Raw genomic sequence first — 25041 nt, 5'->3', positions numbered from 1 at the left:
CCGAATGATATGTGGGGGCAATCACAGCGGTGCGCGTCGTCAGCGCGTGCCCCAGGCGACGAGCGCCGGCCCGGAACGCGGCAGCGCCCGCTGAGCGACCCGGAACGGCCACGTCGCCACGGCGACGGCCGCCCCCTGCGCCGCCGACGACGGCTGGAAGAGGCGGCCCGAGCGCGCGGTGCGCTCCGCCGTCGTCGTCCCGTCGCCCTCCAGCCGCCGCGCGGCCACCCGGTTGCGCACCGCTTCCAGGGCGTAGCCCAGGGGTGCGCCGTAGAGGCGCCCGCCGACGTCGGTGAGCCCGGCCCCGGTCAGCAGCGCCCGCATCTGCACGGGCTCGTAGCGACGGTGGTGCCCGACGGCAGCGTCCATGGGGCCGTAGCGCGCCTGCCACGCGGGCGTGGAGACGAGCACCAGGCCGCCCGGGCGCAGCAGCTCGACCCAGGAGGCGAGCGCCGCGGCGTCGTCCTCGAGGTGCTCGAGCACCTCGAAGGCGCAGACGACGTCGAACCCGGCGCCGGCGTCGAGCTCCTGGGCGTCCCCGTGGACGACCTCGCCGTCCAGGCCGGCGTCCGAGAACCGCCGGCGGGCCACCTCGGCGCTGGCGCCGTCGAGCTCGACCCCCGTGTACCGGTGCCCGGCGGCCGCGAGCCGGACACCCACGGCGCCCTGCCCGCAGCCGACCTCGAGCACGCGGCCAGGCTCCGGCGGGAGCACGCGCCGCACGACGTCCCAGCGCAGGGAACCGAACAGGGTCAGGGGTGGGGCGGTGGTCACGCGTCCTCCGGGTGTCCGTGGTGTGAGTGGCGAACCGGGGCCGGGGTGGGGCGGCGGCCGTGGGCCACGATGCCCGTCCCGTGGTGGGGAAGGGCCCGCTGCAGCAGGCAGAACGGCCAGACCGCCGCGGTGACGAGGGCGCCAGCAGCCCACGAGGTGGGCTGCAGGACCCGGCCGCTGACCGCGGTCTGCTCCGCCGGGACCGGGGCGCCGGACCGGGAGCGCGCCCGACGGCGGGCCACGCGGTTGCGCACCGCCTCCAGCAGGTAGCCGAGCGGGGCGTCGTAGAGGCGCACGTCGACGTCGCTCAGCCCGGCGTCCAGCAGCAGGGTGCGCAGCCGCTCGGGGTCGTAGCGGCGGTAGTGCCCGGCGAGGGTGTCCCACGGGCCGAAGCGCTCGGGCCACGCCGGGGTGGACAGCAGCAGCAGACCGCCGGGCCGCAGCCGGTCGACCCATTCGGCGAGGGCCGCGGCGTCGTCGGCGACGTGCTCGACCACCTCGAACGCGCACACGACGTCGAAGCGTTCGTCGGTGCCCAGCGCATCCGGCCCGCCGTGCACGACGCGCGCTCCCGGCGCCACCGCCTGGACCCGTGCGGCCGCGACGGCCCGCGTCGTCTCGTCGAGCTCCACGGCGGTGTAGTCGTGGCGGGCGGCGATCCGGGCGCCGACGGCGCCCTGTCCGCACCCGACCTCCAGCACCCGTGCCCGCTCCCGCGGCAGGGTGCGGCGCACCGCGTCCCAGCGCAGCCGGGCGCGGGGGGCGAGCGGCGGGAGCGGCCCGCGACGCCCGAGCGCCCCGGCCCCGGCCCCGGCCCCGGCGAACGCGAGGTCGGCCAGGGTGACGAGGGCACGACTGACCAGGACGACGAGCAGCAGCTCGGCGTGCGGCAGCGTGCCGGCCAGGACGGCGAGCAGCACGAGCTCGCGCGCCCCGGCCCCGGCCGGCACCACCACGACGAGGAACCCCACCATCCAGGCCAGCGCGTAGCCGCCGACGGCGAGCGCGAACGTCCGCGCACCGGTCGCCATCCCGAGGCCGGTGGCCAGCAGCCACACCTGGAGGCCCGCGCACACCCATCCGAGCACGGCCCACGCGGTGGCCGCCCCGAGACCCCGCCACGACAGGGGGTGCTCGAGCGGGGCGCGGCGCGCGACCCGTAGGGCGAGGGCGAGCAGCCGGTTGAGCACCGGCGGCAGCAGCAGGACGACGACAGCGGGCAGCAGCCACAGCGTCCAGCCCCACGGGCCGAGCGCGTCGGCGGCGAGGAACGGCAGCGCGACGGCGCCGACGACCGCCCCGGAGACGACCCCGACACCGGTCGCGACGGCGGTGGCCGTCATCGTGCGCCGGCGCGGGACACCGTGGTCGGCGCCGACCTCGGCCGCCGCGACGATGTTCCACACCCCGCCGGGCACGTACTTGCCGAGCTGGCTGATGCCGAACACCGCGACGACGGAGCCCGTCCCGAGCCGCGAGCCGAGGTCGGTGAGCACGGCCCGCCACGACATCATCGTCGCGGCGACGAAGAGCAGGGAGACGCCGAGCGCCGCGGCGAGCCGCCCGGCGGACATGGCACGAGCGGCTTCGAGCAGGTCGTCGCGGACGGCGACGACGGCGTAGACGGCCAGGCCCAGCGCGAGCACGAGGAATCCCCACCGCACCCAGGGGGTGCGCAGCACGGCCAGCAGCCGTGCTGTCGCGCCGGGCCGCCCGGTCACGGTCGGACCCCGCGGGCGGCGAGCGCCGCGTGCAAGGGGCCGACGACGGCGCCCGGCCGGACCTGCGCACGCGCGGCGGCCGCTCGGGCCCGGGCGGCGGCGAGCCGGGCGGGGTCGGCGAGGTCGAGGAGCCGCCGGGCGAGGGCGGCCGGGTCGGCGGGCGGCACGAGCTCGACGTGGTCGGCGAGCAGCCGACGCTGCGGCGGGGTGTCGGAGGTGACGACCACGCACCCGGCGGCGAGCCCCTGGAACACCTTGTTGGGCACCACCCGCAGGCCCTTGGGAGTGTCCGAGAAGATGCCGAGGCAGACGTCGTGCCCGGCCACGAGGGCGGGCAGGTCGGCCGGCTCGACCCAGTCGAGCCACGTCACGCCGGGCACGCCGTCGAGCACGGCCCGCACGGCGGCGTGGTCCTGGCCGTGCCCCACCAGCGCGGCCTCGACGGGCCGGCCGGCACCCGGGTCACGGGAGCGGGGCAGGGCGTCCGCGAGCGCCGCGGCCACCACGGTGGCGCCCTGCAGGGGGGTGAACAGGCCGAAGAACACCACGCGCAGCGGCGCGGGACCGGCCGGGGCGGCGCCGTCGGAAACCGCGCGCCACGGTGTGCCGCCGTCCGGTCCGGGAGTGTCGGCGAACCAGGCGTCCGGGGCGCCCACGGGCACGACGACGCCTCGCCGCCCTCGCGAGGGCGCCAGGAGCGAGAGCATGTCGCGGTGCTCGGCGGTGTCGAGGACGACGACGTCCGCGCACGCCACCGCGAGCCGGTCCAGGCCGCGCAGGAGCGTCACGCGCAGCCCGGCCGCACCGCGGTCGGTGGCGGTGTCGGCGGCGAACACGAGGTGGTCGAGCACCACGGTGGTGCGGGGGTGCAGCAGGCGGGCGAGGACCACGTCGAAGTGGCCGAGGTAGCCGACGAGCAGGGCGTCCGGGGAGCCGTGCGCTCGACGGTGGGCGACGTCGTCGCGGACGAGCAGCGCCCAGCAGGCCAGGAGGCGGACGAGCAGCAGCGGCAGGCGCCACGGCTCGCGGAGCATGCGGACACGTTCGGCGGTGCTGAACCCGAGGGGGCGGTTCAGCTCGGTGACGGTGTACCCGCGGGCGCGCAGCCCGGCCACGAGGACCCCGGCCCGGGGGTGCCGGGCGACGTCGTAGGTGCCGAACGCGACGATCACTCGTCCGGCCCGTACTGCAACGTCTTGAGACGTTCGAGGGAGTCCTCGAGCAGCGTGCGGTTGGTGCGCAGCAGGTCCGCGAGCACCAGCAGGGCCAGGCACAGCAACGAGCCGACCAGCATAGCCGCGGCGAACACCAGAGACTGCACGTGGCCCCCTCCCTCGCCCTGGGCGAAGTACACGAGGAACCGCACGGCGGGGATCGCGGACGCCACGAAGAACACGCCCGCGAGCGAGAGGAACACCAGGTGCGGGCGGAACATGATCCAGCTGCGCACGATGGCGCGCGCGGAGCGGCCCATGTGCTGCCAGATGTTGCGGAAGAGCCGCGACTCGCGCGTCTTCGGGTTGGTGGTCACGGGGACCGAGGCGATGCGCAGCCCCTTGTTGCCCGCCTGGACGATCGTCTCCATCGTGTAGCTGAACTGGGTGACCACGTTGAGCCTCATCAGGGCGTGACGCGAGTAGGCACGGAACCCGCTCGCAGCGTCGGGCAGGCTCGTCCGGGCCGCGGCGCTGACCACCCGGCTGCCCACGCGCTGCATGCGCTTCTTGAAGGGGCTGAAGTGCTCGATGGTGGCCGTCTGCCGGTCGCCGACCACGACGTCGGCCTCCCCGGACAGGATCGGCGCGACGAGGTCGGCGACCTTCTCGGACGGGTACTGGTTGTCGCCGTCGGTGTTGACCACCACGTCGGCACCGTGGGAGAGCGCGAAGTCGACGCCGTCGCGGAACGAGCGGGCCAGCCCCATCGTGCTGCGGTGCTGTACCACGTGGTCGACCCCGAGGTTCTTCGCGACCTCGGCCGTACCGTCGGTGGAGCCGTCGTCGATGACCAGCCACTCGACCTCGTCGAAGCCGGGCACCTCACGCGGCAGGGTGGCCAGCACGAGAGGGAGCGTCTCGGCCTCGTCGAGGCACGGGATCTGGACGACGAGCTTCATCGATGCCCTTCGGTGGGGACGACGGCGGCGCTGGCGGGTCGGCGCGGAGGCACCGACGGCGCGAGTCTAACGACGAAGGGCCGCACCCGGCGGGACCCAGCCGGGCTGCTTGAGCGCGGACGAACAGGTCGGCGTCGTGGGGAGTCAGGCATCAGGGGCTGATGCCTGAACTTCCACGACGTCGCCCCGCGCCACTGGCTGCCGTGCTCGCCAGCGGGCCGCGACGACCACCGCGGCCACCATGCCGACGACCGTGACGACCAGGACGACGGCGATCACCGGCTCGCTCAGCGGACTCCACGCGACCCAGCGCTCCCACGCGACGCCCGCCGACTCCCCCGGCCCCCGGTACATCGCGACGAACGCCCACGCCAGGCCGGCGACGGCCGCCAGCACGCCGATCCCGGTGGCGACCGGCACGGCCAGGGCCACGGCACGCCGCCGCCGGCGGCACGCCTGCCAGACGGCGACGGCCAGCAGCGCGGCGAGCGCCGTCAGCCCGCCGAACACGTACCGGCCCTGCAGCGCGACGAGCACGCCCGACTCGGACCAGCTCTTGACCGCGTTGACGATCACGCCCGCCGCCAGGCCTACCGGCAGCAGCGCGATCGCCAGGGAGCCGCGCCGCGCCCCGGGGACGACGACGGCGACCAGCGTGGCGCCGATCAGCAGCACCGAGCCGAGCACCACCAGGTGGCCGGGCAGACGCACCTCCAGCCAACCGATGTTGCCGAAGAACGCCTGGGCGGTGCGCCCGAGCGCGTCCGGGAGCACCTGGTCGGCCGGGACGGGCGTCATCCCGGAGTAGTCGCGCGGCAGCCCGACCGGCTGCACGGCGCCGTCGACGATCCAGTTGCGCGCCCACCACCAGCCGCCGACGACGAAGGCGAGCGCCAGAGCGACGAACCCTCGCACGGCGCGGGAGACCGCCGTCGGGCCCGCGGGGGCGCTGCGCGGACCGGGGGCGAGCAGGTAGGCGAGCGCCACCGTGGGGATGGCGAACGCGAGCATCACCTTGGTGAGCAGCCCGACGCCGAGGACGAGACCGATCGCCACGGCGACCCGCCACCGGGCGTCGCCGGTGACCACGCGTGCGGCAAGGTAGGTGACGCCGGCACCGGTGAGCACCACGAGGGCGTCGTTGTTCGCGGCGCCCATGATGTGTCCCACCTGGGGGATCAGCATCGGGAACGGCGCGGCGACCAGCGCCGCCGAGCGCGACCCCGTCAGCCGGCGAGCGGTCGCCGCCGCGAGCGGGACGGTGGCGGAGAACAGGGCGACGTCGAGCAGCCGCAGGGTCAGCAGCGCGACGTCCCACCGGGCGTCGGCCGTCCCGGTGGCGTGCAGGACGGCCGCCCCGAGGGCGTAGTACGCCGGCGGGTGCTGGGTCATCTGGTCGACGGTGGCGCTCGTGCCCGGGGCGGGCAGCGCGTTCCCCGCACTGATGCGCACGCGCTCGTCCGCGGGGACGGGCGTGAGCTCGACGAACTGCGTCGCGCGGTCCCGGTACCGCCAGCGGCCCGGCAGGTCGGCGGGGTAGGCGGCCTCCGCGACGGCCTGGTCGGTGAAGGGCGCGAAGTGCGCGTCGCCCGGCGCGGGCCAGCCGCCGCCGTAGGCGATCCGGACCGCACTGTTGAGGTGGTTCTGCTCGTCCGGCGAGCGGAACCCGGGGGTCAGCACGGCCCACGCCACGGCCCACAGCGCCACAGCGAGCGTCAGGACGGCGAGTGTGCGGCGGTAGGCACGCTCGCACGGCGGCGTGTCACGCGTCACAGGGACAGTGTGCCAGGAGCCGGCGTCCACGGCCGTCGGGCTCCCCGGATGCGACGAGCCGTCCTCCGGGCCACGGTCGGAGGAACAGCAGCGCCACGAGGGAGGAAGCACCGATGACCGAGTTCGCTGGACCAGAAGGCCCGATCCGGCACGTCGCCGAGGGCATGACGGTGGTGGACGTCGACGGGGAGACGGTCGGGACCGTCGACGCCGTGCGCATGGGCGACGCCGGCGCCGTGACCGCGGGCGGCCAGGGCCTGGACACCGGCGCCGACGACCCGCTGTCCCTGCTGGCCGACGCCTTCGGCGCGGGCGCCCAGCTCGACGAGCACACGCAGGAGCGCCTGCTGCGGATCGGGTTCCTCCGTGTCGACGCCAAGGGCGTGTTCACCGGCGCCCGGTACGTCGAGGCCGGCCAGATCGCCGACGTCGTCGACGACGAGGTCCGCCTGTCCGTGCCGAAGGACCGGCTGGCGGGCTGAGCCGTCGAAGTACCGCCGCCCGGGCCGCGGCGATCGTGGCGGCTCGCGGCGGGCGGGCACCTCACGTCCCGGCGATGGTGGCTGAGCTCGTCCGGGACGGGACGTGAGACCATCCATCACATGCGCGGCATCATCCTGGCCGGCGGTTCCGGCACACGGTTGCACCCGATCACGCTGGGCGTGAGCAAGCAGCTCGTGCCGGTGTTCGACAAGCCGATGATCTACTACCCGCTCTCGACGCTGATGCTCGCGGGTATCCGGGACGTCCTGGTGATCACCACGCCGCACGACGCGGAGCAGTTCCGGCGTCTGCTCGGCGACGGGTCCCAGTTCGGCATCTCGATCGAGTACGCCGTGCAGGCCGAGCCGAACGGGCTGGCACAGGCTTTCGTGCTCGGCGAGGAGTTCATCGGGGACGACCCGGTGGCTCTCGTGCTGGGTGACAACATCTTCTACGGTCAGGGCCTGGGCGACCAGCTCCAGCGCTTCGCGGACGTGGACGGCGGCTCGATCTTCGCCTATCGCGTCGCGGAGCCGTCGGCGTACGGGGTGGTCGAGTTCGACGACGCGGGACGCGTCATCTCGTTGGAGGAGAAGCCAGCACATCCGAAGTCGAAGTACGCGGTGCCGGGTCTGTACTTCTACGGCAACGACGTCGTCGACATCGCGCGGCGCCTGGAGCCCTCGGCACGCGGCGAGTACGAGATCACCGACGTCAACAACGAGTACCTGCGCCAGGGTCGCCTGCACGTCGAGGTGCTGCCCCGCGGCACAGCCTGGTTGGACACGGGCACGTTCGACACCCTCATCGACGCCGGAGACTTCGTGCGGACGGTCGAGCAGCGCCAGGGTCTCAAGGTGGGCTCTCCCGAGGAGGTCGCCTGGCGGCGCGGGTTCCTGTCCGACGACGAGCTGCGCGTGCGCGGCGAGAAGCTGGTGAAGTCCGGCTACGGCAGCTACCTGCTCGGTCTGCTCGAGGACTGAGCTGCGCGAGCACCTCGTGCGCCGCAGCAGGTCGTGCTGTCCACCGTCGAGGCAGTGGAGGCCTATCTGGACTCGCTGCGAGCCTGGAAAGTATGACCGAGGGGCATCCGGCCCGCCCGAGAGCGAGGGCGGATCAGCTCCACCGAGCTCGGCTCCCTGGTCGGCGCCGCCCCCAGCAACGTCCACACGGTGCTCCGCACGCTGGAGGCAGAGGGGATTCTGGAGCCGTCGCGCCCCAATCGGCGCGGAGCAGGGTCCTTCTACCGTCCGACAGCCGTCAGCAATGCGGTTTCCGAATAGCGCACCGCTACGGCACCTACCTGCTCGGCCTGCTGGCGGACTGAGCTACGCCAGCACCTCGGGTGCCGCGGCGTCCCAGCGTTCGGCCCAGTCGCCGATCGGTGCGACGCCCGCCGCGCGCAGGGAGTCGTGGCCGAGGACCGAGTAGGCCGGACGCGGGGCCGGGCGAGGGAAGTTCTCGCTCGTGGTCGGCTCCACGGTCGTGTCGTAGCCGGCGGTCACGACGATCCGCTGGGTGAAGCCGAACCACGACGTCCGACCCGACGACGTCCCGTGATACGTCCCGGCCGGGGCGTCGGCGTCGACCAGCCGCACGATGAGCTCCGCCAGGTCGCGCGTCCAGGTCGGTTGGCCGACCTGGTCGTCGACGACGGCGAGCTGGTCGCGCTCGGCGGCCAGGCGCGCCATGGTCTTCGGGAAGCAGCCGCCGTGCGCGCCGTAGAGCCACGCCGTGCGCACGATGAGGTGGTCCGGCGCCTCGGCCCGCACGCCCCATTCGCCCGCGGCCTTGGTGCGCCCGTAGGCGGACCGTGGCGCAAGGGGCGCGTCCTCGGCGTACGGCTCATGGGCGTCACCGTCGAACACGTAGTCGGTCGAGACGTGGACGAACCTGGCACCGGCCGCGTGCGCCGCCCGCGCCAAGTTCGCCGCACCTGTGGCGTTCACGACGAACGCCTCGGCCTCATGCTCCTCGGCGTCGTCCACCGCGGTCCACGCCGCACAGTTGACGACGACGGCGGCACCGACGAACGCTCGGCGGGCGGCTTCGGCGTCGGTCACGTCGAGGTCCGCGCGGCGCAGACCCGTGACGTCGCTGCCCCGCGAGGCCAGCAGCTCGATCAGATCAGTGCCGAGCATCCCCGAGGCGCCCACGACCACCCAGGGTCCGGACCGCGCCAGGGTGTTCACGCGTAGCATCCTAGGGCGCGACACCGTTCCCCGACCGGAAGGCCGCCCAGTGCAGATCCGTGAGCTGTCCGTTCCCGGCGCGTTCGAGGTCACCCCGAGGCTGTTCGGCGACCCGCGCGGGGTGTTTCTCGAGTGGTTCAAGGCCGGGCCGTTCGCCGAGGCCGTAGGGCACCCGCTGGACCTGGCCCAGGCCAACTGCTCCGTCTCGGCCGCCGGCGTGCTGCGCGGCATCCACTTCGCCGACGTCCCCCCGGGCCAGGCCAAGTACGTCACCTGCGCCCAGGGTGCGGTGCTCGACGTCGTGGTCGACATCCGCGTCGGCTCGCCGACCTTCGGCCGGTGGGACTCCGTGCTGCTCGACGACACCGACCGGCGAGCCGTCTACCTCGGCGAGGGCCTCGGGCACGCCTTCATGTCCCTGCAGGACGACTCGACCGTCCTGTACCTGTGCTCGTCGGGCTACGCACCGGAACGCGAGCACGGCATCCACCCGCTCGATCCGACCGTGGGTATCGAGTGGCCCACGACCGCCCGCGACGGCTCGCCCCTGACCCCACGGCTCTCGGACAAGGACACCGGCGCACCGACACTTCCCGAGGCCGATCACCAGGGCCTCCTGCCGTCCTTCGACGCGGTCAGCGCCTACGTCGCCGGCCTGGGCGGCTGAGGAGCTACCGGCCGCTCTGGGCGTACTTCGCCTCGACAGCCGCCTTGACGGACCGCCACCACGCCTCGTTCTCGCGATACCACTGCACGGTGGACTCCAACCCGGCACGGAAGTCCGTGAACCGCGGCGCCCAGCCCAGCTCCTCGCGCAAACGGCTGGCGTCGATCGCGTACCGCATGTCATGGCCCGGCCGGTCGCTGACGTGGTCGAAGTCGTCGGTGTCACGGCCGAAGACCTCGAGAAGCGTCCGCACGACCTGCAGGTTGTTCGCCTCCCCGTCGGCCCCGATCAGGTACGTCTCGCCGATCTGCCCGCGGTCGATGATCGCCCACACCGCCGCGTTGTGGTCCTCGACATGGATCCAGTCCCGCACGTTCAACCCCGCGCCATACAGCTTGGGACGCACCCCGTCGATCAGGTTCGTGATCTGCCGCGGGATGAACTTCTCGACATGCTGATACGGCCCATAGTTGTTCGAGCAGTTCGAGATCGTCGCCCGCACACCGAACGACCGCACCCACGCCCGCACCATCAGATCCGAACCCGCCTTGGTCGACGAGTACGGGCTCGACGGGTTGTACGGCGTCTGCGCCGTGAACTTCGCCGGATCGTCCAGCTCCAGATCCCCGTACACCTCGTCGGTCGAGATGTGGTGGAACCGCACACCGTGCTTCCGCACGGCCTCCAGCAGCGTGAACGTCCCCACCAGGTTCGTCTGCACGAACGGTGACGGGTCGTTCAACGAGTTGTCGTTGTGCGACTCCGCGGCGAAGTGCACCACCACGTCCGCCTCGCCCACCAACCGGTCCACCAACGCCGCATCAGCAACCGAACCCTCCACGAACGCGACCTCATCGGCCACCGGGTCCAGAGACGAACGATCCCCCGCGTACGTCAACGCGTCCAGGACCGTGACCCGCACCTCGGGGCGCTCACGCACCGTCTGGTGCACGAAGTTCGCACCGATGAAACCGGCACCGCCGGTGACGAGGACCCGCATGATCAGCCGATCACCGACTCCAGCGGCTCCAGGAGGAAGTACGCGAGGAAGGCCAACGACGACACCCACATCAGCCAGTGGATCTGCCGGACCTTGCCGAGCGCCAGCTTGATGACGACGAACGCGATGAAACCCGCGCCGATGCCGTCCGCGATCGAGTAGGTGAAAGGCATGATGACGATGGTGAGGAACGCCGGGATGGCGATCTCCACGTTCTTCCAGGAGATCGCCGCGACCTGCATCATCATGAGGTAGCCGACGAACACGAGCGCCGGTGCCGCCGCCTCGTACGGCACGAGGGCGACCAGCGGGGACAGGAACGTCGCGGCGAGGAACGCCAGCCCCGTGACCACGGAGGCCAGACCGGTGCGTGCGCCGTCGCCGACGCCGGACGTCGACTCGACGTACGCCGTGTTGGAGGAGACCGAGCCCATGCCGCCGGCCACGGCGCCGAGCGAGTCGACCACCAGGATCTGGCGGGTCTTGGGCGGGTTGCCCTTCGCGTCGAGCAGCTTCGCCTCGGCCCCGACGGCGACCATCGTGCCCATCGTGTCGAAGAAGTCCGCGATGAGCAGCGAGAACACCAGCAGCAGGACGGTGACGACGGCGATCGACTCGAACGAACCCAGCAGCGAGAACTGCCCGAGCAGACCGAAGTCGGGCACCGTCGCGATGCCGTCCCACGTGGGGGCGTTGAGGTTGAAGCCGTTCGGGTTGGAACCGTCGGGCGCCTTGGCACCGATGTCGAGCGTGTTCTCGAGGATGACGGCGAGCACCGTGGCGGCGGCGATGGCGATGAACATCGCCCCGCGCACCTTGCGCACGAACAGGACGATGACCAGCAGCAGACCCACCACGAACACGAGGATCGGCCACGTGCCGAGGTAGCCGAGTGCGACAGGAGTGCCGTCCCCCGGCACCACGAAGCCCGCGTTGACGAACCCGATGAGAGCGATGAACAGGCCGATACCCACGCTGATCGCCGTCTTGAGCTCCAGCGGCACCGCGTTGAACACAGCCTCGCGGAAGCCGGTGAGCACCAGGACGAGGATGATCAGGCCCTCGATGACCACCAGGCCCATCGCGTCCGCCCACGTGACGTCCGGCAGGCTCGCGATCGAGTAGGCGACGACGGCGTTCAGGCCGAGGCCCGCCGCCAGCGCGAGCGGGAAGTTCGCGGCCAGGCCCATCGCGATGGTCACCACACCCGCGACGAGCGCCGTCGCGGCGGCGACCATCCCGAGGTTCGGCGCGTCTCCCCCACCGAGGAACTGCCCCGTGCCGTCCTGCACCGTGCCGATGATGAGCGGGTTGAGCACGACGATGTAGCTCATCGCGAAGAACGTGACGAGACCGCCCCGGACCTCTCTGCCCACGGTCGAACCGCGTTCGGTGATCTTGAAGAACCGGTCGATCGCGCTGGACCCCTGAGTGGGCGCGCTGGTCTGGTTGGCCATGAGCACCTATGGTGCCAGAGCCGTGAAGGTGCTGGGGAGGCTCAGGCCTTGGAAGCCAGGCCCGCCTTGATCTGTGTGGTGGAGATCTCGGGCGTCCGCTCGAGGTAGACGACCTCGCAGTGCTCCTTGAGCTCGTCGAACTTGCCCGCCCAGTCGTCGCCGATGACGAACGTGTCGACGTGGTAGAGCTTGATGTCCTCGGCCTTCTGCTCCCAGGTGTTCTCCGGGATGACGAGGTCCACGTGCCGGATGGCCTCGAGCATGCGGCGGCGGTCCTCGAACGAGAAGTAGGACTTCTTGCCCTTGCCCGCGTTGAACTCGTCCGTCGACAGCGCGACGATCAGGTAGTCACCGAGTGCACGCGCCCTGCGGAGCAGCTCGATGTGCCCGTAGTGCAGCAGGTCGTAGGTGCCGTAGGTGATGACTCGCTTCATGCCCTCGTCCCTCGTCGTAACCGTCACGCCGCGCAGCGTTCGTCGCGCGTTCATCCTACGCCGCGCGGGGTCACCTGCGGCGACACGCGCCGACGTACGATCGACCCGTGCCCACCGTGATGTCGCTGCTGCTCCACCCGGAGCGACGCCGCCCGACGCCCCCGCCCGAGCGCGTCGACCTGCGGCGCGTCATCCTGCTCGGCATCATCGTCTGGTCGGTCGCCCTGGTGGTGACGAGCGTCCTGGCCCTGGCCGGCCAGCCCACCGCCGACGCCGTCGCCGTGTGCCTCGCCGGCATCGCCCTGGGAGGTCTCGGCCTGCTCTGGGCGCGCCGCCACCGCGACGATCCCGCGGACTAGCTCGAGGACTGGCCTAGGTCGCGCCGGCGGCTCGGTAGAAGAATCGTCGGATGGCTTGGGGCAGGTGGGACAGTGACGCGTCCGGTGCGGAGCCGTCCGACCTGATCGTGTCCGACGTGCCCATGCGGTCTCGGCCTGAAGGGCGGGGCCGAGGGAGAGCCCACCGTCGATGACGTACTCCGCGCCGGTGATGAACGACGCCTCCGACGACGTGAGGAACAGGAGAAGCCGGGTGACATCGTTCGGCTCGCCGAGCCGGGGGACGGCGAACGGCGCGGGTGAGTAGAAGTCGGCGATCGCGGCGGTGGCGCCGGCTGCTGGTTCGTGGATGAGGGGGGGTCGCGATCACGCCGGGGTGGATGCTGTTCACGGGGATGTTGTCACGACCGAGCTCGAGGGCCGCCGTCCGGGTGAACCCTCGCACGGCCCACTTGCTGGCGACGTAGGGCGCGTAGCGTGCTGTGCCGCCCAGGGCCATGGTCGACGCGATGTTGACGACGGCTCCACCCGCCGCACGGCGCAGAGCGGGAGCGGCGACCTTGATCCCGAGGAACGTCCCGCTGACGTTGACGTCGAGGATGCGCGACCACGTCGCCTGGTCCGTGTCCTCGATCAGCGCCGGCGGATTCTGGACGCCGGCGTTGTTGACGAGCACGTTCAGGGCACCGAAGGTGCTCTCGGCAGCCTCCACAGCGGCCGCCCACGAACCCTCGTTCCTGACGTCGAGGCGGGCGAAGCGAGTGCTGTCCCCGAGCTCGTCGGCGAGAGCGGTGCCGCGGTCGGCGTCGAGGCCTCCGATGACCACGTTCGCCCCCTCCGCGTGGAGGGCGCGGACGTGGCTCGAGCCCTGACCGCCGGTCACGAGCACTGTCTGGTTGTCGAAGCGGGTCGTCAGGGGTTCCTCACTCGAGGGACGACCGACCGGGATCCGTGGTCGACCGGGGCCAGGTGGTGATCCGATCGACTCACCAGGACATCGACGCTAGGTCTCGAGCTGAGGCGAGTCAAGCCACTCACCTCATGCCTCTACCCATGAACAACGCCCTGTCGGAGTACCACCAGCGGGTCGCCCAGGAGAAACGTGCACTGATCGTGACAGCCGCGACCGAGCTCTTCCTCGATCGGGGCTACGACCGGACGTCGCTGGCGCGGATCGCGGAGCGCTCAGGCGTCTCCCGAGCCACCCTGTTCAAGCAGTTCCGGACCAAGGCCGCCCTGTTCGACGCCATCGTCACCGAGTCCTGGTCGACCGCGACCGAGGAGGATCCGCCGTCGGCGGGCGACGTCGTCGACGGTCTCACCACCATCGGTCGCCGGTACGCCGCACTGTTGAGTCGCCCGCAGATGACCGACCTCTTCCGGATCGTCATCGCCGAGCGCCCACGCTTCCCCGAGCTGGCCCAGGCGCAGTTCGCCCAGGGGAAGATGCCCTACTTCGAGTCCGTACGCGGCTACCTGCTGGCGGAGCACGAGGCAGGAACGGTTCGGGTCGACGACGCGGATCTCGCCGCCACCCAGTTCCTGGGCATGATCTCCAACTACGTCTTCTGGCCGGCACTCCTGGTGCCGGACTGGGAGGTGAGCGCCGAGCGCGTCGATCAGGTGGTCGACGAGGCCGTCCGCACCGCCGTCGCCCGCTACGCCGCCGCTTGACCGGTCGACGGGTGGCGCCGCACGAAGGCCTCGACCCGTCGCTCTACCCCCAGGCGGTCGTCGCCCAGAGCGCGACGGCGCGGTCCGGGTCCGCGAGCAGGGCGCTCACCAGCACGGTCCGGTCCGGGCGGCCGAGCACGTCGGCGATGCCCGCGGCCAGGCCGGCCACCGACGTCGCGTGCACCCGCCCGTTCGCCTCGACCCACCAGGGCACGGGACGGCCGGCCACGGACAGGCGCTCGTGCTCGTACCAGGTCGTCGGCATCCGGTGGTCCAGCGCCGCCAGGCGCGGGTCCAGCTCGCGCTCGACGCCAGGCATGTCGGGGGCCGGCAGGCCACCCTCGCCGGCCAGCGGCAGGTCGAGCAGGTCGGCCAGCGCCTCGGCGTCGGCCGCCGGCGCCGGCAGCACCGCCCCGAGGGCGGCCCAGCGGGCGGTCCCGGCCACCTCGACGTCGTCAGCCCGGTGCACGACGACGTCGCTCGCGTCGAGCGCGGGCAGGCGGTCCGGCAGGGGGTCGAGGGCCGAGGAGCGGTCCGCGGGGTCGAGCCGGGCGGAGAGCCGCGCCAGCCCGCGCCACACGACCAGGGCGTCGCGCAGGGGAAGGCTCGACCCGGCGGCGGGCAGCCGGTCGAGGGCGGCCGGCCAGTCCTCGGCGTCGAGGTCCGTGAGAGCCTCCACACCCCCGAGAGCGCGTCGTGTCGCGATGTCGAGACCGGCCAGGGCGCGCGGTGCGGCGGGCAGGAGGGGCACGCCGTCGTGCAGGGCGAAGGGCGCACCGAACCGTCGGCGCAGCCACCACGCGGTGTACGACGGCGCGGCGGCGCGACCGTTGCGCACGGGTGCGAGCAGGGCGTGCCGGGCGTCCGGGTCGGACGAGAGCCGGGAGAGCACGCTCGGCCAGGCGTCGTCGCCGACGGCGTCGAGGTCGGCCACGGCCACCAGGTCACCGAGACCGACGCCCCCGCCGAACCGTGCCGTGAGCACGTCCAGGTAGTCCGACCACCCGGCGAGCCACCCGGACGGGTCGTCCGGCCCCTGGTCGGCACCGTGGTCGTCACCCTCGCCCAGGTCAGGGTCGTCCTCGTCGGGCGTGACGACGTCCGCCACGGTGTACACGGCGGGCTCGGTCCGCGCACCGGCGGCGGCGAGGACGGGCGCGCTGTACCGGGCGACGAACTCGGGGGCGACGGGCGCCAGCCCCGTGAACAGCTCGGCAGCCCATGTGCCGGGCAGCACGGCCTCGCGCAGCGCGACCGTCTCGCCGTCGCCCGTCGGGACGGGCAGCTCGCCGGTCCAGAACGGCACGTCGGTGCCCCCCGCCAGGCGTACGAGGGCGAGGGCGTGGCTGACCAGCTCCAGGGCACCGTCGTCGCCGCCGTCGTCGAGGACGGCCTCGGCGGCGGCGAGCGAGATGTCCCGCACCTCCTGGTCGTGCAGGAGCCGGCGCGGGTCCGTCGCCACGGCCCCGGCACGCAGCAGCAACGGGTGCGTGGCGTCCGGGTGCACCACCCGCAGCCCCAGGGCGCGGGCGGTCGCGGCGAGGGAGGCCTCGTCGCCGTCGTCCGCGGACTCGGGCAGCACCACCGCTCCCCGCACGCCCGCGACCCGGCCGTCCGCCAGCGGGATGCGGGCGCCGGCGAGCGCCTCGAGCACCCCCGGCTCGGCGGCGTGCGGCTCGAGAGCGGTCAGCAGCTCGTGCCAGCGAGCGGCGGGCAGCCCTGAGGGAAGGTCGTCGACGATGTCCGCGAGCGTGGCGACCGTGGCACCCAGCGACCGCACCACGGCCTGGTGGGCCGCAGCGACGGTGACGATCCCGGGAAGCACCGGCGCCAGCGCCGCGACGAGCGCCGGGTCCTCACCGGGTCCGCCCGCGATCGCGAGGGCGTCCACCGGTGCGACGCCGCCGTCCAGCACGGGGGTGGTGCGCAGGGCGTCGACGGCCGCCGAGCGGATCGCCGCATCGAGCTCGGACGCGGGCAGCCCGGTGGGCACGAGGCCGAGCACGCCGGCCGCGCCGCCGTTCTCCGCACCGTCCGCGCCGTCGGCGCGCTCCTGCTCGCGGGCCACGTCGCCCAGCAGGGCCGCGTACTCCCGGCCGGCGGCCTCGGCCAGCCGGTCGGTCGCCGGGCAGGGCAGCACGTGACGCCGCCCCGCGTCCACGGGGAACGTGGCCAGCAGGACGGCCGGCAGGTCGAGCGCGACGTCGGTCGGGGTGGGCGCATGCAGGACGCGGCGCCGGGAACCGTCCGGGGGGCCGTCGTCGGGCACGAGCGCCCAGGTGAGCGACCAGTCGAGCCGCCGGTGCTCGCGCGGCAGGTCCGCGACGTCGGCCTCCTCGAACCGGCCCGTCTCCGTCCTCCGCGGGCGCGAGCTCTGGCCCGACAGGTGCCGCGTGTCTGCGTCCGTGACGCCAGGAGCCGAGCCCTCCATGCTCATGATGCTCACGGTGACCGTGTCGAGGGCGGGGAACGCGAGCAGCAGCACGTCGTCCAGACCGTCGAGCTGTGCGCACACCGAGGCGAGCGCCGCGTCGTCGCGCAGCTCCAGCTCGACCACCGTGTCGTGCTCGGCGTCGGCGGGCAGCGGCGGCGCCTCCACCGGCAGGCGCAGCACCGGCAGGTCGTCGCCACGCGCCGCGACGTCCGCGGCGAGCCGCTCGGCACCCGTCGGAGCGTCCGCGGTCAGCTTGGCCAGGAACTCGCGCGTCGCCATCGCCGAGAAGCGCACGCCGCCCGAGCGCGAACGCACCGCCACGTCGTCGGACACCGAACGCACCGCGGCGAACCCCACGCCGAAGCGGCCCACCTGGCCCGGCCCGGACTTCGCGGAGGCGCGCAGCGAGGCGAGCGACGCCACACCGTCGGCGTCCAGCGTGGCACCCGTGTTCGCCACCACGAGGCGGCGCTCGGCGGGCTCGAGACGGACGAGGGCGTGGCCCCGCACACCGGCGCGCGCCGCGGCGTCGGCCGCGTTCTGCAGCAGCTCGACGACGACACGGTCGCGGTAGTGGCCGCGGGCGTGGTCCTCCTCCGAGTTCGCGTCCTCACGGAAGCGGGTGGCGGACCCGAGCCACGCCTCCGCGACCGCGTGCCGCAGCGCGGCGGTCCCGAAGACGTCTTCCGTCACGCGATCCCGTTGCCTTCCGCCACGTCGCCGGACTCCTGCCCCGCCGACGGCTCGGTCTGCCCGGGACCGGTCCCCGGGACCGCGACCCGCTCGATCGACGACTCGTCGATCAGGGGGGCGGGCGCCGGCCAGTCGGTCCGGCGGCGGCTCACGTCCGTCTCCGAGTGGGCGCCGCAGCCGTGGTCGAGCGAGACCACCTTGCCGTCGTCGGGCGACCACTCGTTCGCGCACACCCCGAAGAGCTGACCCAGCGGGCCCTGGAGCGGCACGAGGAACCCGCACGTCGTGCACCCGGCCGGCGAGGCGACGGCACCGGGCGCGGTCGGGCCGCGCGAGCCGCGGTACCACCGATCGGCGGCCTCGTCGCGGCCCTGCGGGGAGAGCACCCGCTGACGGGCCAGGGCGAGCTCGTCGATCGCGACCCCGTCCAGCTCCTCGTCGCCGGTCGGCGTCCAGCCGGGCTCCAGGCGCGGGTCGTCGGCACGGAACGGCAGGGTGTCGCCCGGGCGGACGTCACCGGGTCGCAGCCGCTCCGACCACGGGACCCACTCCGGTGCCAGGATCGCGTCGTCACCGGGCAGCAGCTCGACCTCGCACACGGTCGCGGACCGGCCGCGCGGCACGCGGGCCAGCGTGACCGTCCAGTGCCAGCCCTGGTAGCCCTTCATGCCGGCCGCGAACCGGTGCGACATGAGCCGCTCACCCTCGGCGACCGTGCCCAGGTGCTCACCGACGTCGTCCGGCGATGAGGCGACGTCCAGCGCCGCGGCGCGCGCGAACTCGACGGCGCCCAGCAGGACGGCGTCGTTCCGGGCACGCGAGCTCACGCGGCGTGCCCTCGCGGGCGCGTCGGCGGTTGCCATGATCGTCTCGCTCTCAGGAATCGAGGTTGTCGGCGACGGCACGGAGCATGGTGGCGACGCGCTTGCCGGCCTCGCCCTCGGGATACTTGCCGCGCTTGAGCTGGTCGCCCGTGCGGTCGAGCACCCGGATGAGGTCCTCCACGATGCCCGCGAGCTCCGACGGCGGCCGACGCTTGGCCTTCACCACCGACGGCTGCGGGTCGAGCAGGGTCACCGACAGCGCGGACGGTCCACGACGCCCGTCCGCCACGCCGAAGTCGACCCGTGTGCCCGGCTTGGGGCTCGGGACGTCCGCGGGCAGCGCCGAAACGTGCAGGAAGACCTCACCGCCGTCGTCGTTGGCGATGAAACCGAACCCGCGCTCCGCGTCGTACCACTTGACCTTGCCGGTTGGCACCTGGACCTCTTCGTGCTCGTCGTTCTTCTCAGCCACCCGGCCGGGTGCGGCCGAGGCAGTGTCCCAGGGTACCGGGAAGTTGGGCGCCGCTCCGTCGCAGCGCCTCTGCGGATGCTCAGTACGCGCCGCGCGCGCCGAGCACGACCTTGGCCGTGCGGGCCAGGATCAGCAGGTCGCCGAACGGCGTCCAGTTCTCCGCGTAGTACACGTCGAGGCGCACGGCCTCCTCCCACGGCAGGTCGGACCGCCCGCCGACCTGCCACAGCCCGGTGATCCCGGGCTTGACGAGCAGCCGGCGACGCATCCGCGCCTCGTACCGGCTGACCTCCTGCGGGAGCGGCGGGCGCGGGCCCACCAGGGACATCTGCCCCGCCAGGACGTTAAAGAGCTGCGGCAGCTCGTCCAGCGAGTACCGGCGCAGGGTGCGGCCGGCGGTGGTGACCCGTGGGTCGTCGCGGCGCTTGAACAGCGCCCCGGCGCCGTCGTGGTCACCCCGCAGGACCTCGTCCTCCCCGTCCGCGCCGACCCGCATCGTGCGGAACTTCAGCATGCGGAAGGCGCGTCCGCGGCGGCCCACCCGCTGCTGGCTGTAGAAGACCGGCCCCCGGCTGGTCGTCGCCACGACGAGGGCCACCCCGACCAGGACGGGCAGCACGAGCAGCGTGATCAGCGCGGCGCCGGTCCAGTCCATGATCGTCTTGGCCACGTACTTGGGGCCGGCGAACCGCGGGGCGTCGACGTGCAGCAGGGAGACCGACTGCTCCGGGGTGACGGTGATGCGCGGGCCCGCCACGTCGGCCAGCTCGGCCATGAGCATGAGGTCCACGCCCACGGGCTCCAGCTCCCAGCCGAGGCGGCGCACCGCGTCGGCGGTCATGTGGTCGGATCCGGCCACGGCCACGCAGTCCGCGCCGACCTGCGCCGCGATCGTCGCGGCCCCGTCGAGGTCGCCCAGCACCGGCACGCCGAGCACCTCCTCGCCGGGTCGCGCCTCAGCAGGCGGGCAGCACATCCCCACCACCTTGTAGCCCGACGCGCGCTCGTTCAGCTCACGCACGAGCCGCTCGGCCTGGTCGCGCAGCCCGACGGCGAGCACCGACGTCGTCGACTCGCCCCGGGCCCGGCGACGCCGCAGCCAGCCGCGCCACTGCCAGCGGCCCAGGAGCAGCACGACGAGGCCCACCGGGAAGGCCACCAGGAGGTAGGAGCGCAGGCCCGGCCAGGACAGCAGGAACGCCCCCAGCGCGAGCACCGCGAAGAGACGCAGGGTGGCGTCGAAGACCCGCTCGAACTCCCGGGGGCCGGACCCGAAGACGCGGACGTCGTAGCCCCGGCTCATGGCGATCGAGACCGGCCACACGACGGACACCACGGCGACGAACACGACCTGGTCCGCCCGGAGGCCCTCCGCGGGCGGCCACGCGCCCCCCAGGTTGTTCACGACGACGGCGAGCAGCGCCGCCAGGGCGACCAGCACACCGTCGGTGGCCATGAGCCGACGGCGGTACGCGGACTGCCAGCTCGCCGCCCGGAAGATGGCGCGCACCTCCCGCAACCGGGCAGCGCGCACACCGGCGAGCGCGCTGCGGGTGCGCTGCTGGACGTCGGTGGTGGACACGGTAGCGGCTCCTCGGGATGACCTGTTCTGTCATGACTGTAGGAGCGCCGAAGCGGTTCGATGTGCTTTTCCGGAGGCCTTTCACCCCCTCTTTCACCCCGTGGCCGAGGGCAGCGTCTTCCCCGGTCAAGCGCCATTTCACCCGGGTGAGAAGCCCTCCTGGAGGCCGATTCCCAGGTCAGCGGCCAAGCGCAGCGAGACGACGTCGAACCATGCGTGCGGATCGTCCACGGAACCGACCAGATGACCGAAGAGCTCGAACGACACGGTGCCGAGCACGGTGGTCCATGCCATGAGGGTGCGCACGACCAGCTCTGGTGGGGCGTCGTCGATCAGCCCGCGCGCCGCGACGACCTCCCGCGCCGGGGCCACGAGGGACGTCAGGCCGCTCTCGGCCGTCGGCCCGAGCGGTGGGACGACGCCCGCGTGGTAGGCGTCGGCGACGACCCGGACGAGCACCAGGACGGTGCGGATCGCCGGGTCCACGGTGTCGCGGGGCGCCGCGTACCCCGGGACCGGGGTGCCGTAGAGCAGGGCGAACTCGCCCGGGTGCGCGACCGACCACGCCCGGGCCGCCCGGCACGCGGCGAGCCAGCGGGTGGCGACGTCCTCCCGGTCGGGCACCTGCCGCTCGGCGTCCTCGACGGCGGCGCCCAGCTCGTCGTAGCACTCGACGATCAGCAGGGTCAGCAGGGCGTCCCGGCTCTCGACGTAGCGGTACACGGCAGAGGACACCATGCCGACGTCGCGGGCCACGGCGCGCAGCGACAGACCTGCCGGGCCGTCGGCCGCGAGCCGGGCGCGGGCCGCGGTGAGGATCTCGCGGGTGATCGTCTCGCGGGCGAGGGCACGGGCGGTGCGGGGCGCGGTGGTCACGTCGGCATCGTCGCACGGAGTGGTGCTCCTTTTCGAGAGCGCCGCTCTTGCCTTGCCGCACCGACGCGTCCACACTGGGTTCCGAGAGCACTGTTCACACAAAGGAGCACCGATCATGGATCGTCATCTCGTCGTCGGCGCCGGACCGGTCGGCCGGCACGTCGCCGCCCTGCTGGCCGCGCAGGGAGAGACCGTCGCCGTCGCCACCCGCTCGGGGCGCAGCACCGGCATCGACGGCGTGGAGCACCTGACGCTCGACGCCACCGACCCCGACGCCCTCAGCCGTGCCGCCGAGCACACGGCCGTGCTGTACAACTGCGCCAACCCGACCGACTACACCCGGTGGGACGAGGTCTGGCCCCCGCTCGCCGCCGCGTTCCTCGCCGCCGCCGAGCGCACCGGCGCCGTCTACGCCATCACCGGCAACCTCTACCCCTACGGACCCGTCGACGTCCCGATGACCGAGGACCTCCCCGACGTCGCCACCGACCACAAGGGGCGCCTGCGCGCCCGCCTGTGGGCCGACGCGCGGGCCGCCCACGACGCCGGCCGCCTGCGCGCCGTCGAGGTCCGCGGCTCCGACTACATGGGGCCCGGCGTCGGGCAGAACGGGCACGTCTCCCGCGTCCTGCCGGCCGCCCTGCACGGACGTCGGGCCTGGATGCTGGGCCGCACCGACCAGCCGCACACGTTCACCGACGTGCGCGACGTCGCCCGGACCCTCGTCGCCGCCGCGGCCGACCCCGGCGCCCACGGCCGCACCTGGCACGTCCCCAGCAACCCGCCGGTCACCCAGGTCCAGGCGTTGACCGACGTCCTCGCGGCGGCCGGACACCCCCCGGTCCCGGTGTCGTCCTTGCGCGGGCCCGGGCTGGCCGCCGCCGCCGCGTTCTCCCCGCTGCTGCGTGAGCTGCGACAGCTGGGCTACCAGTGGGAGGCGCCGTACCTGCTGGACTACTCGGCCGCGCAGGACCGCTTCGGGATCGACCCCACGCCGTGGCAGGAGGTCTGCCGCGCCACCGCCGAGCCCTGACCCTCCGGTGCGTTCTGCCGACATCGGCACCTCGTGTCGAGATCGGCAGTGCGCACTGCCGATCTCGAACCGTTCTGCCGACATCGGCAAAACGGACAGCTCGAGCCGGGACGAGGGCCCCGTGTCCAGGCAGCGGGCGTAGCATCGTGCAGATGGTCGGCAGCTACACCGAATGGGTGCGCCACCGCACCGACGACGAGCTCCTCGCGCTGCTCTCTGCCCGCCCCGACCTCAGCACGCCCGCCCCGTCGACACTCCGTTCGCTCGCGGCCCGCGCCGCGAGCCGGACCAGCCTCGACCGTGCGCTGAGCCACCTCGACGCCGGCACGCTGCAGGTCCTCGAGTCGTTGCTCGCGCTGTCCGACGGCGGCCGCCCGGTGGGGGCCGAGGAGGTCGCGGCCGCGCTCGGGGCACCCGGCGCGAGCACGGCCGTCGGGCGCCTGCTCGACGCGGCACGGACCGCCGCGCTGGTGTGGGACGACGGGGACGGCGTGCACCCGGCTCCGGGCCTGGACGAGGTGCTCGGTCCCTACCCGGCAGGTCTCGGCCCCGTGCGAGATGCCCCGCCCACGGCGCCCCCCGCGCTCGACGATCTCCCGCCGGGTGCCCGCCCGATCCTCGACGCCCTCGCGTGGGGCCCCCCGGTCGGCGTCGTGCCACCACCCGGGACGGCGCCGCGCGACGCCGTCGACGCGCTCGTCGGGTCCGGACTCCTGCTGCGCTCCGACGGCCGGCACGTGCTCCTGCCCCGCGACGTCGGCCTGACGCTGCGCGACGGCCGCACCCACCGCGAACCCGACCTGGCGCCACCACGGCCCACGGGCCGGGAGGTGCCCGCCGCCGGCGCCGACGCGGAGGCGGCCACCGCGGCCCTGGAGACGGTGCGGCAGGTGGCCCGGCTGATCACCTCCTGGGACGACGCCCCGCCGGCGACCCTGCGCGCCGGTGGCCTCGGCGTCCGTGACCTGCGCCGCACCGCGCTGCTGCTCGACACGGACGAGCCGACCGCCGCCCTGGTGGTCGAGCTGGCCGCGAGCGCCGGTCTCGTGACCGACGACGGCGACGCCCCGGCGTCGTACGTTCCGACCACCCGGGCGGACACGTGGGAGGAGCACGACGACGCCGAGCGGTGGGCGTGGCTGGCGACCGCGTGGCTGACGTCGCGGCGCACCCCGTGGCAGGTCGGTTCGCGCGACGAGAAGGGAGTCCTGCGCGCACCGCTGTCACCGGACCTGCACCGCCCGTGGGTGCCGCGGCTGCGCGCCCAGGTCCTCGACGCGCTGGCGGCGCAGCCCGGCACGGCGCTGACCCCCGACGACGTGCTGGCGGTGCTGCGCTGGCACTCCCCGCGGGCGGTGCCCCCGGAGGCGGCGCTGGCCGGGCTGCTGCGTGAGGCGTCGCTCCTGGGGGTGACGGGTGCCGGCGCCCTGTCGTCGCCCGGCGCCGCGCTCCGCCGGTCCGGTACCGACCCGGCGACGACCCCGGACGGACCGGACCCTACGGACGCCGCCCGTGCGCTGCGCGTGGTGCTGCCCACGGAGGTCGACGAGGTGCTGCTCCAGGGCGACCTCACCGGGATCGTCCCGGGGCGCCCGTCGCCGGGGCTCGCGCGGCTCCTGGACCAGGCCGCCGACGTCGAGTCGCGCGGCGCGGCGACCACCGTGCGGTTCTCCACGGCCTCGGTCACACGGGCCCTGGACCACGGCCGCAGCGGCCCGGAGCTCCTCGCCGAGCTCGCCGACCGCTCCCCCGTGCCCGTGCCCCAGCCGCTGGAGTACCTGGTCAAGGACACCGCCCGCCGGCACGAGGCCGTCCGCGTCGGATCGGCGACGTCCTACGTGCGCGCCGCCGACCCGACGGCGCTGGCGGGCCTCGCCGACGACCCCCGGCTCGCCGGGCTGGGGCTCGTCCGGCTCGCGCCGACGGTGCTCGCCGCCGCGGTCCCGGCGGCCGAGCTGCACGAGGCGCTGCGGGAACGCGGCCTGCTGTCCGGGCTCGAGGGCCCCGACGGCCGCCCCCTCGGCCCGGTCCGCCGCTCCGTCCGGCTCGACCGCACCGCGTGGTCGCGCCGACCCGCGGCCCCCGTCCGCGACACCACGGCCGAGGCCCGCACCGCACTGGTCGCCCGGCTGCGCGGCACGTCGGCGGGCAGCACGTCGCCCTCCGGCAGCAACGGGGCCGCGCTGCCCGACGGCGGCACGCCGGCGCGGGTGAGCCTCTCGGCCGGCGACGGCCCACCCGCGGCGGGTGCCGTCGTCGGGCACGGGGCGTCCGAACCCGGGGACGCGTTGGCCGTCCTCCACGACGCCCTGCGCGAGGGTCGGACCGTGCGCATCGAGATGGTGGGCGGCTCCGGCACGCTCGTGCGACGTGAGCTCAAGCCGATGCGGCTCGACGGCGGTCGCCTGCGGGCGCTCGACCCGCAGCGTGAGGCCGAGCTGACGGTCGCGGTGCACCGCATCGCGTCGGTGGAACCGGTCGACTGACGCGGCGCCACG

Annotated in this window: 22 protein-coding genes and 1 pseudogene; 8 read left to right on the top strand and 15 right to left on the bottom strand. The window is 73.8% G+C overall.

Annotation, left to right across the window (positions count from 1 at the left end; genetic code table 11):
- Nucleotides 1–39: 39 nt before the first annotated feature.
- The 5 genes from UQW22_RS09145 to UQW22_RS09125 form a co-directional block, all read right to left on the bottom strand.
- Nucleotides 40–774, bottom strand: a complete 735-nt coding sequence (locus tag UQW22_RS09145; RefSeq protein ID WP_407320628.1) for a class I SAM-dependent methyltransferase — start codon at nucleotides 772–774, stop codon at nucleotides 40–42.
- Nucleotides 771–2495, bottom strand: a complete 1725-nt coding sequence (locus UQW22_RS09140) for a methyltransferase domain-containing protein (protein WP_407320627.1) — start codon at nucleotides 2493–2495, stop codon at nucleotides 771–773. The genes UQW22_RS09145 and UQW22_RS09140 overlap by 4 nt, the downstream gene beginning before the upstream one ends.
- Nucleotides 2492–3667, bottom strand: coding sequence for a glycosyltransferase (locus UQW22_RS09135; protein WP_407320626.1), 1176 nt, complete (start codon nucleotides 3665–3667; stop codon nucleotides 2492–2494). The genes UQW22_RS09140 and UQW22_RS09135 overlap by 4 nt, the downstream gene beginning before the upstream one ends.
- The gene (locus UQW22_RS09130) at nucleotides 3664–4611 is read right to left on the bottom strand and encodes a glycosyltransferase family 2 protein (protein WP_407320624.1); all 948 of its coding nucleotides are present in this window, start codon (nucleotides 4609–4611) and stop codon (nucleotides 3664–3666) included. Before UQW22_RS09130 ends, UQW22_RS09135 begins: the two co-directional genes overlap by 4 nt.
- Before the next feature lie 144 nt (nucleotides 4612–4755).
- Nucleotides 4756–6384 carry a DUF2142 domain-containing protein gene (locus tag UQW22_RS09125; protein ID WP_407320623.1) on the bottom strand — a complete coding sequence of 543 codons (1629 nt, stop codon included), beginning with the start codon at nucleotides 6382–6384 and terminating at the stop codon, nucleotides 4756–4758.
- A gap of 113 nt (nucleotides 6385–6497) precedes the next feature.
- Between UQW22_RS09125 and UQW22_RS09120 the strand changes: the two genes are divergently transcribed.
- From UQW22_RS09120 to UQW22_RS09110, 3 genes are all read left to right on the top strand, one after another.
- Entirely contained in the window at nucleotides 6498–6866 is a 369-nt protein-coding gene (locus UQW22_RS09120) for a hypothetical protein (RefSeq protein ID WP_407320622.1), read from the top strand.
- A 120-nt stretch (nucleotides 6867–6986) separates the two neighbouring features.
- Nucleotides 6987–7850, top strand: coding sequence for a glucose-1-phosphate thymidylyltransferase RfbA (gene rfbA, locus UQW22_RS09115; RefSeq protein ID WP_407320621.1), 864 nt, complete (start codon nucleotides 6987–6989; stop codon nucleotides 7848–7850).
- Between the two features lie 105 nt (nucleotides 7851–7955).
- On the top strand, nucleotides 7956–8150 hold the full coding sequence (locus UQW22_RS09110; RefSeq protein ID WP_407320764.1) for a winged helix-turn-helix domain-containing protein: 195 nt from the start codon (nucleotides 7956–7958) through the stop codon (nucleotides 8148–8150).
- Nucleotides 8151–8195: 45 nt separating this feature from the next.
- Here the strand turns inward: UQW22_RS09110 and rfbD are convergent, their stop codons facing one another.
- On the bottom strand, nucleotides 8196–9059 hold the full coding sequence (rfbD, locus tag UQW22_RS09105) for a dTDP-4-dehydrorhamnose reductase (RefSeq protein WP_407320620.1): 864 nt from the start codon (nucleotides 9057–9059) through the stop codon (nucleotides 8196–8198).
- 49 nt (nucleotides 9060–9108) lie between these two features.
- On the opposite strand from rfbD, the gene UQW22_RS09100 reads away from it, so the two are divergent.
- The gene (locus tag UQW22_RS09100) at nucleotides 9109–9726 is read left to right on the top strand and encodes a dTDP-4-dehydrorhamnose 3,5-epimerase family protein (RefSeq protein WP_407320619.1); all 618 of its coding nucleotides are present in this window, start codon (nucleotides 9109–9111) and stop codon (nucleotides 9724–9726) included.
- A gap of 4 nt (nucleotides 9727–9730) precedes the next feature.
- On the opposite strand, the gene rfbB is transcribed toward UQW22_RS09100, so the two are convergent.
- The 3 genes from rfbB to tagD are packed head-to-tail and all read right to left on the bottom strand — an operon-like array spanning nucleotide 9731 to nucleotide 12617.
- Complete coding sequence (rfbB, locus tag UQW22_RS09095) at nucleotides 9731–10726, bottom strand: dTDP-glucose 4,6-dehydratase (RefSeq protein WP_407320617.1); 996 nt, start codon at nucleotides 10724–10726, stop codon at nucleotides 9731–9733.
- Between the two features lie 2 nt (nucleotides 10727–10728).
- Nucleotides 10729–12183, bottom strand: a complete 1455-nt coding sequence (locus UQW22_RS09090; RefSeq protein WP_407320616.1) for an NCS2 family permease — start codon at nucleotides 12181–12183, stop codon at nucleotides 10729–10731.
- A 41-nt stretch (nucleotides 12184–12224) separates the two neighbouring features.
- Nucleotides 12225–12617 carry a glycerol-3-phosphate cytidylyltransferase gene (gene tagD / locus UQW22_RS09085; protein WP_407320615.1) on the bottom strand — a complete coding sequence of 131 codons (393 nt, stop codon included), beginning with the start codon at nucleotides 12615–12617 and terminating at the stop codon, nucleotides 12225–12227.
- Between the two features lie 107 nt (nucleotides 12618–12724).
- On the opposite strand from tagD, the gene UQW22_RS09080 reads away from it, so the two are divergent.
- On the top strand, nucleotides 12725–12976 hold the full coding sequence (locus UQW22_RS09080) for a DUF2530 domain-containing protein (protein ID WP_407320614.1): 252 nt from the start codon (nucleotides 12725–12727) through the stop codon (nucleotides 12974–12976).
- A gap of 376 nt (nucleotides 12977–13352) precedes the next feature.
- On the opposite strand, the pseudogene UQW22_RS09075 reads toward UQW22_RS09080, so the two are convergent.
- A pseudogene (locus UQW22_RS09075) lies at nucleotides 13353–13838 on the bottom strand (SDR family NAD(P)-dependent oxidoreductase); the annotation flags it as partial.
- Between the two features lie 170 nt (nucleotides 13839–14008).
- On the opposite strand from UQW22_RS09075, the gene UQW22_RS09070 reads away from it, so the two are divergent.
- Nucleotides 14009–14629, top strand: coding sequence for a TetR/AcrR family transcriptional regulator (locus UQW22_RS09070; RefSeq protein WP_407320613.1), 621 nt, complete (start codon nucleotides 14009–14011; stop codon nucleotides 14627–14629).
- Nucleotides 14630–14672: 43 nt separating this feature from the next.
- Here the strand turns inward: UQW22_RS09070 and UQW22_RS09065 are convergent, their stop codons facing one another.
- The 5 genes from UQW22_RS09065 to UQW22_RS09045 all read right to left on the bottom strand — a co-directional run bounded on the left by UQW22_RS09065 (nucleotide 14673) and on the right by UQW22_RS09045 (nucleotide 21510).
- Nucleotides 14673–17756, bottom strand: a complete 3084-nt coding sequence (locus UQW22_RS09065; RefSeq protein WP_407320612.1) for a sacsin N-terminal ATP-binding-like domain-containing protein — start codon at nucleotides 17754–17756, stop codon at nucleotides 14673–14675.
- Nucleotides 17753–18619: a DUF3027 domain-containing protein gene (locus UQW22_RS09060; protein WP_407320610.1), complete on the bottom strand. Its 867-nt coding sequence runs from the start codon at nucleotides 18617–18619 to the stop codon at nucleotides 17753–17755. The genes UQW22_RS09065 and UQW22_RS09060 overlap by 4 nt, the downstream gene beginning before the upstream one ends.
- 13 nt (nucleotides 18620–18632) lie before the next feature.
- Nucleotides 18633–19016 carry a cold-shock protein gene (locus UQW22_RS09055; RefSeq protein ID WP_407320763.1) on the bottom strand — a complete coding sequence of 128 codons (384 nt, stop codon included), beginning with the start codon at nucleotides 19014–19016 and terminating at the stop codon, nucleotides 18633–18635.
- Nucleotides 19017–19131: 115 nt separating this feature from the next.
- Nucleotides 19132–20634, bottom strand: a complete 1503-nt coding sequence (locus UQW22_RS09050; protein ID WP_407320608.1) for a sugar transferase — start codon at nucleotides 20632–20634, stop codon at nucleotides 19132–19134.
- A gap of 138 nt (nucleotides 20635–20772) precedes the next feature.
- Nucleotides 20773–21510, bottom strand: a complete 738-nt coding sequence (locus UQW22_RS09045) for a WHG domain-containing protein (RefSeq protein WP_407320607.1) — start codon at nucleotides 21508–21510, stop codon at nucleotides 20773–20775.
- 115 nt (nucleotides 21511–21625) lie between these two features.
- Between UQW22_RS09045 and UQW22_RS09040 the strand changes: the two genes are divergently transcribed.
- Nucleotides 21626–22543, top strand: a complete 918-nt coding sequence (locus tag UQW22_RS09040; protein ID WP_407320605.1) for an NAD-dependent epimerase/dehydratase family protein — start codon at nucleotides 21626–21628, stop codon at nucleotides 22541–22543.
- Nucleotides 22544–22695: 152 nt separating this feature from the next.
- Nucleotides 22696–25029 carry a helicase-associated domain-containing protein gene (locus UQW22_RS09035; protein WP_407320603.1) on the top strand — a complete coding sequence of 778 codons (2334 nt, stop codon included), beginning with the start codon at nucleotides 22696–22698 and terminating at the stop codon, nucleotides 25027–25029.
- Nucleotides 25030–25041: the final 12 nt, after the last annotated feature.

The sequence above is a fragment of the Isoptericola halotolerans genome, from assembly GCF_045689585.1.
In the GTDB taxonomy this organism is placed as follows: domain Bacteria; phylum Actinomycetota; class Actinomycetes; order Actinomycetales; family Cellulomonadaceae; genus Isoptericola; species Isoptericola halotolerans_B.
This window is presented reverse-complemented; position numbering and strand designations above follow the sequence as displayed.

Bases quoted from the DNA above. Each gene is read 5' to 3' on its own strand.
- UQW22_RS09130 (WP_407320624.1), bottom strand. From the start codon at position 4,611: ATGAAGCTCGTCGTCCAGATCCCGTGCCTCGACGAGGCCGAGACGCTC.
- UQW22_RS09120 (WP_407320622.1), top strand. From the start codon at position 6,498: ATGACCGAGTTCGCTGGACCAGAAGGCCCGATCCGGCACGTCGCCGAG.
- rfbA (WP_407320621.1), top strand. From the start codon at position 6,987: ATGCGCGGCATCATCCTGGCCGGCGGTTCCGGCACACGGTTGCACCCG.
- rfbB (WP_407320617.1), bottom strand. From the start codon at position 10,726: ATGCGGGTCCTCGTCACCGGCGGTGCCGGTTTCATCGGTGCGAACTTC.
- UQW22_RS09090 (WP_407320616.1), bottom strand. From the start codon at position 12,183: ATGGCCAACCAGACCAGCGCGCCCACTCAGGGGTCCAGCGCGATCGAC.
- tagD (WP_407320615.1), bottom strand. From the start codon at position 12,617: ATGAAGCGAGTCATCACCTACGGCACCTACGACCTGCTGCACTACGGG.
- UQW22_RS09070 (WP_407320613.1), top strand. From the start codon at position 14,009: ATGAACAACGCCCTGTCGGAGTACCACCAGCGGGTCGCCCAGGAGAAA.
- UQW22_RS09060 (WP_407320610.1), bottom strand. From the start codon at position 18,619: ATGGCAACCGCCGACGCGCCCGCGAGGGCACGCCGCGTGAGCTCGCGT.
- UQW22_RS09040 (WP_407320605.1), top strand. From the start codon at position 21,626: ATGGATCGTCATCTCGTCGTCGGCGCCGGACCGGTCGGCCGGCACGTC.
- UQW22_RS09035 (WP_407320603.1), top strand. From the start codon at position 22,696: ATGGTCGGCAGCTACACCGAATGGGTGCGCCACCGCACCGACGACGAG.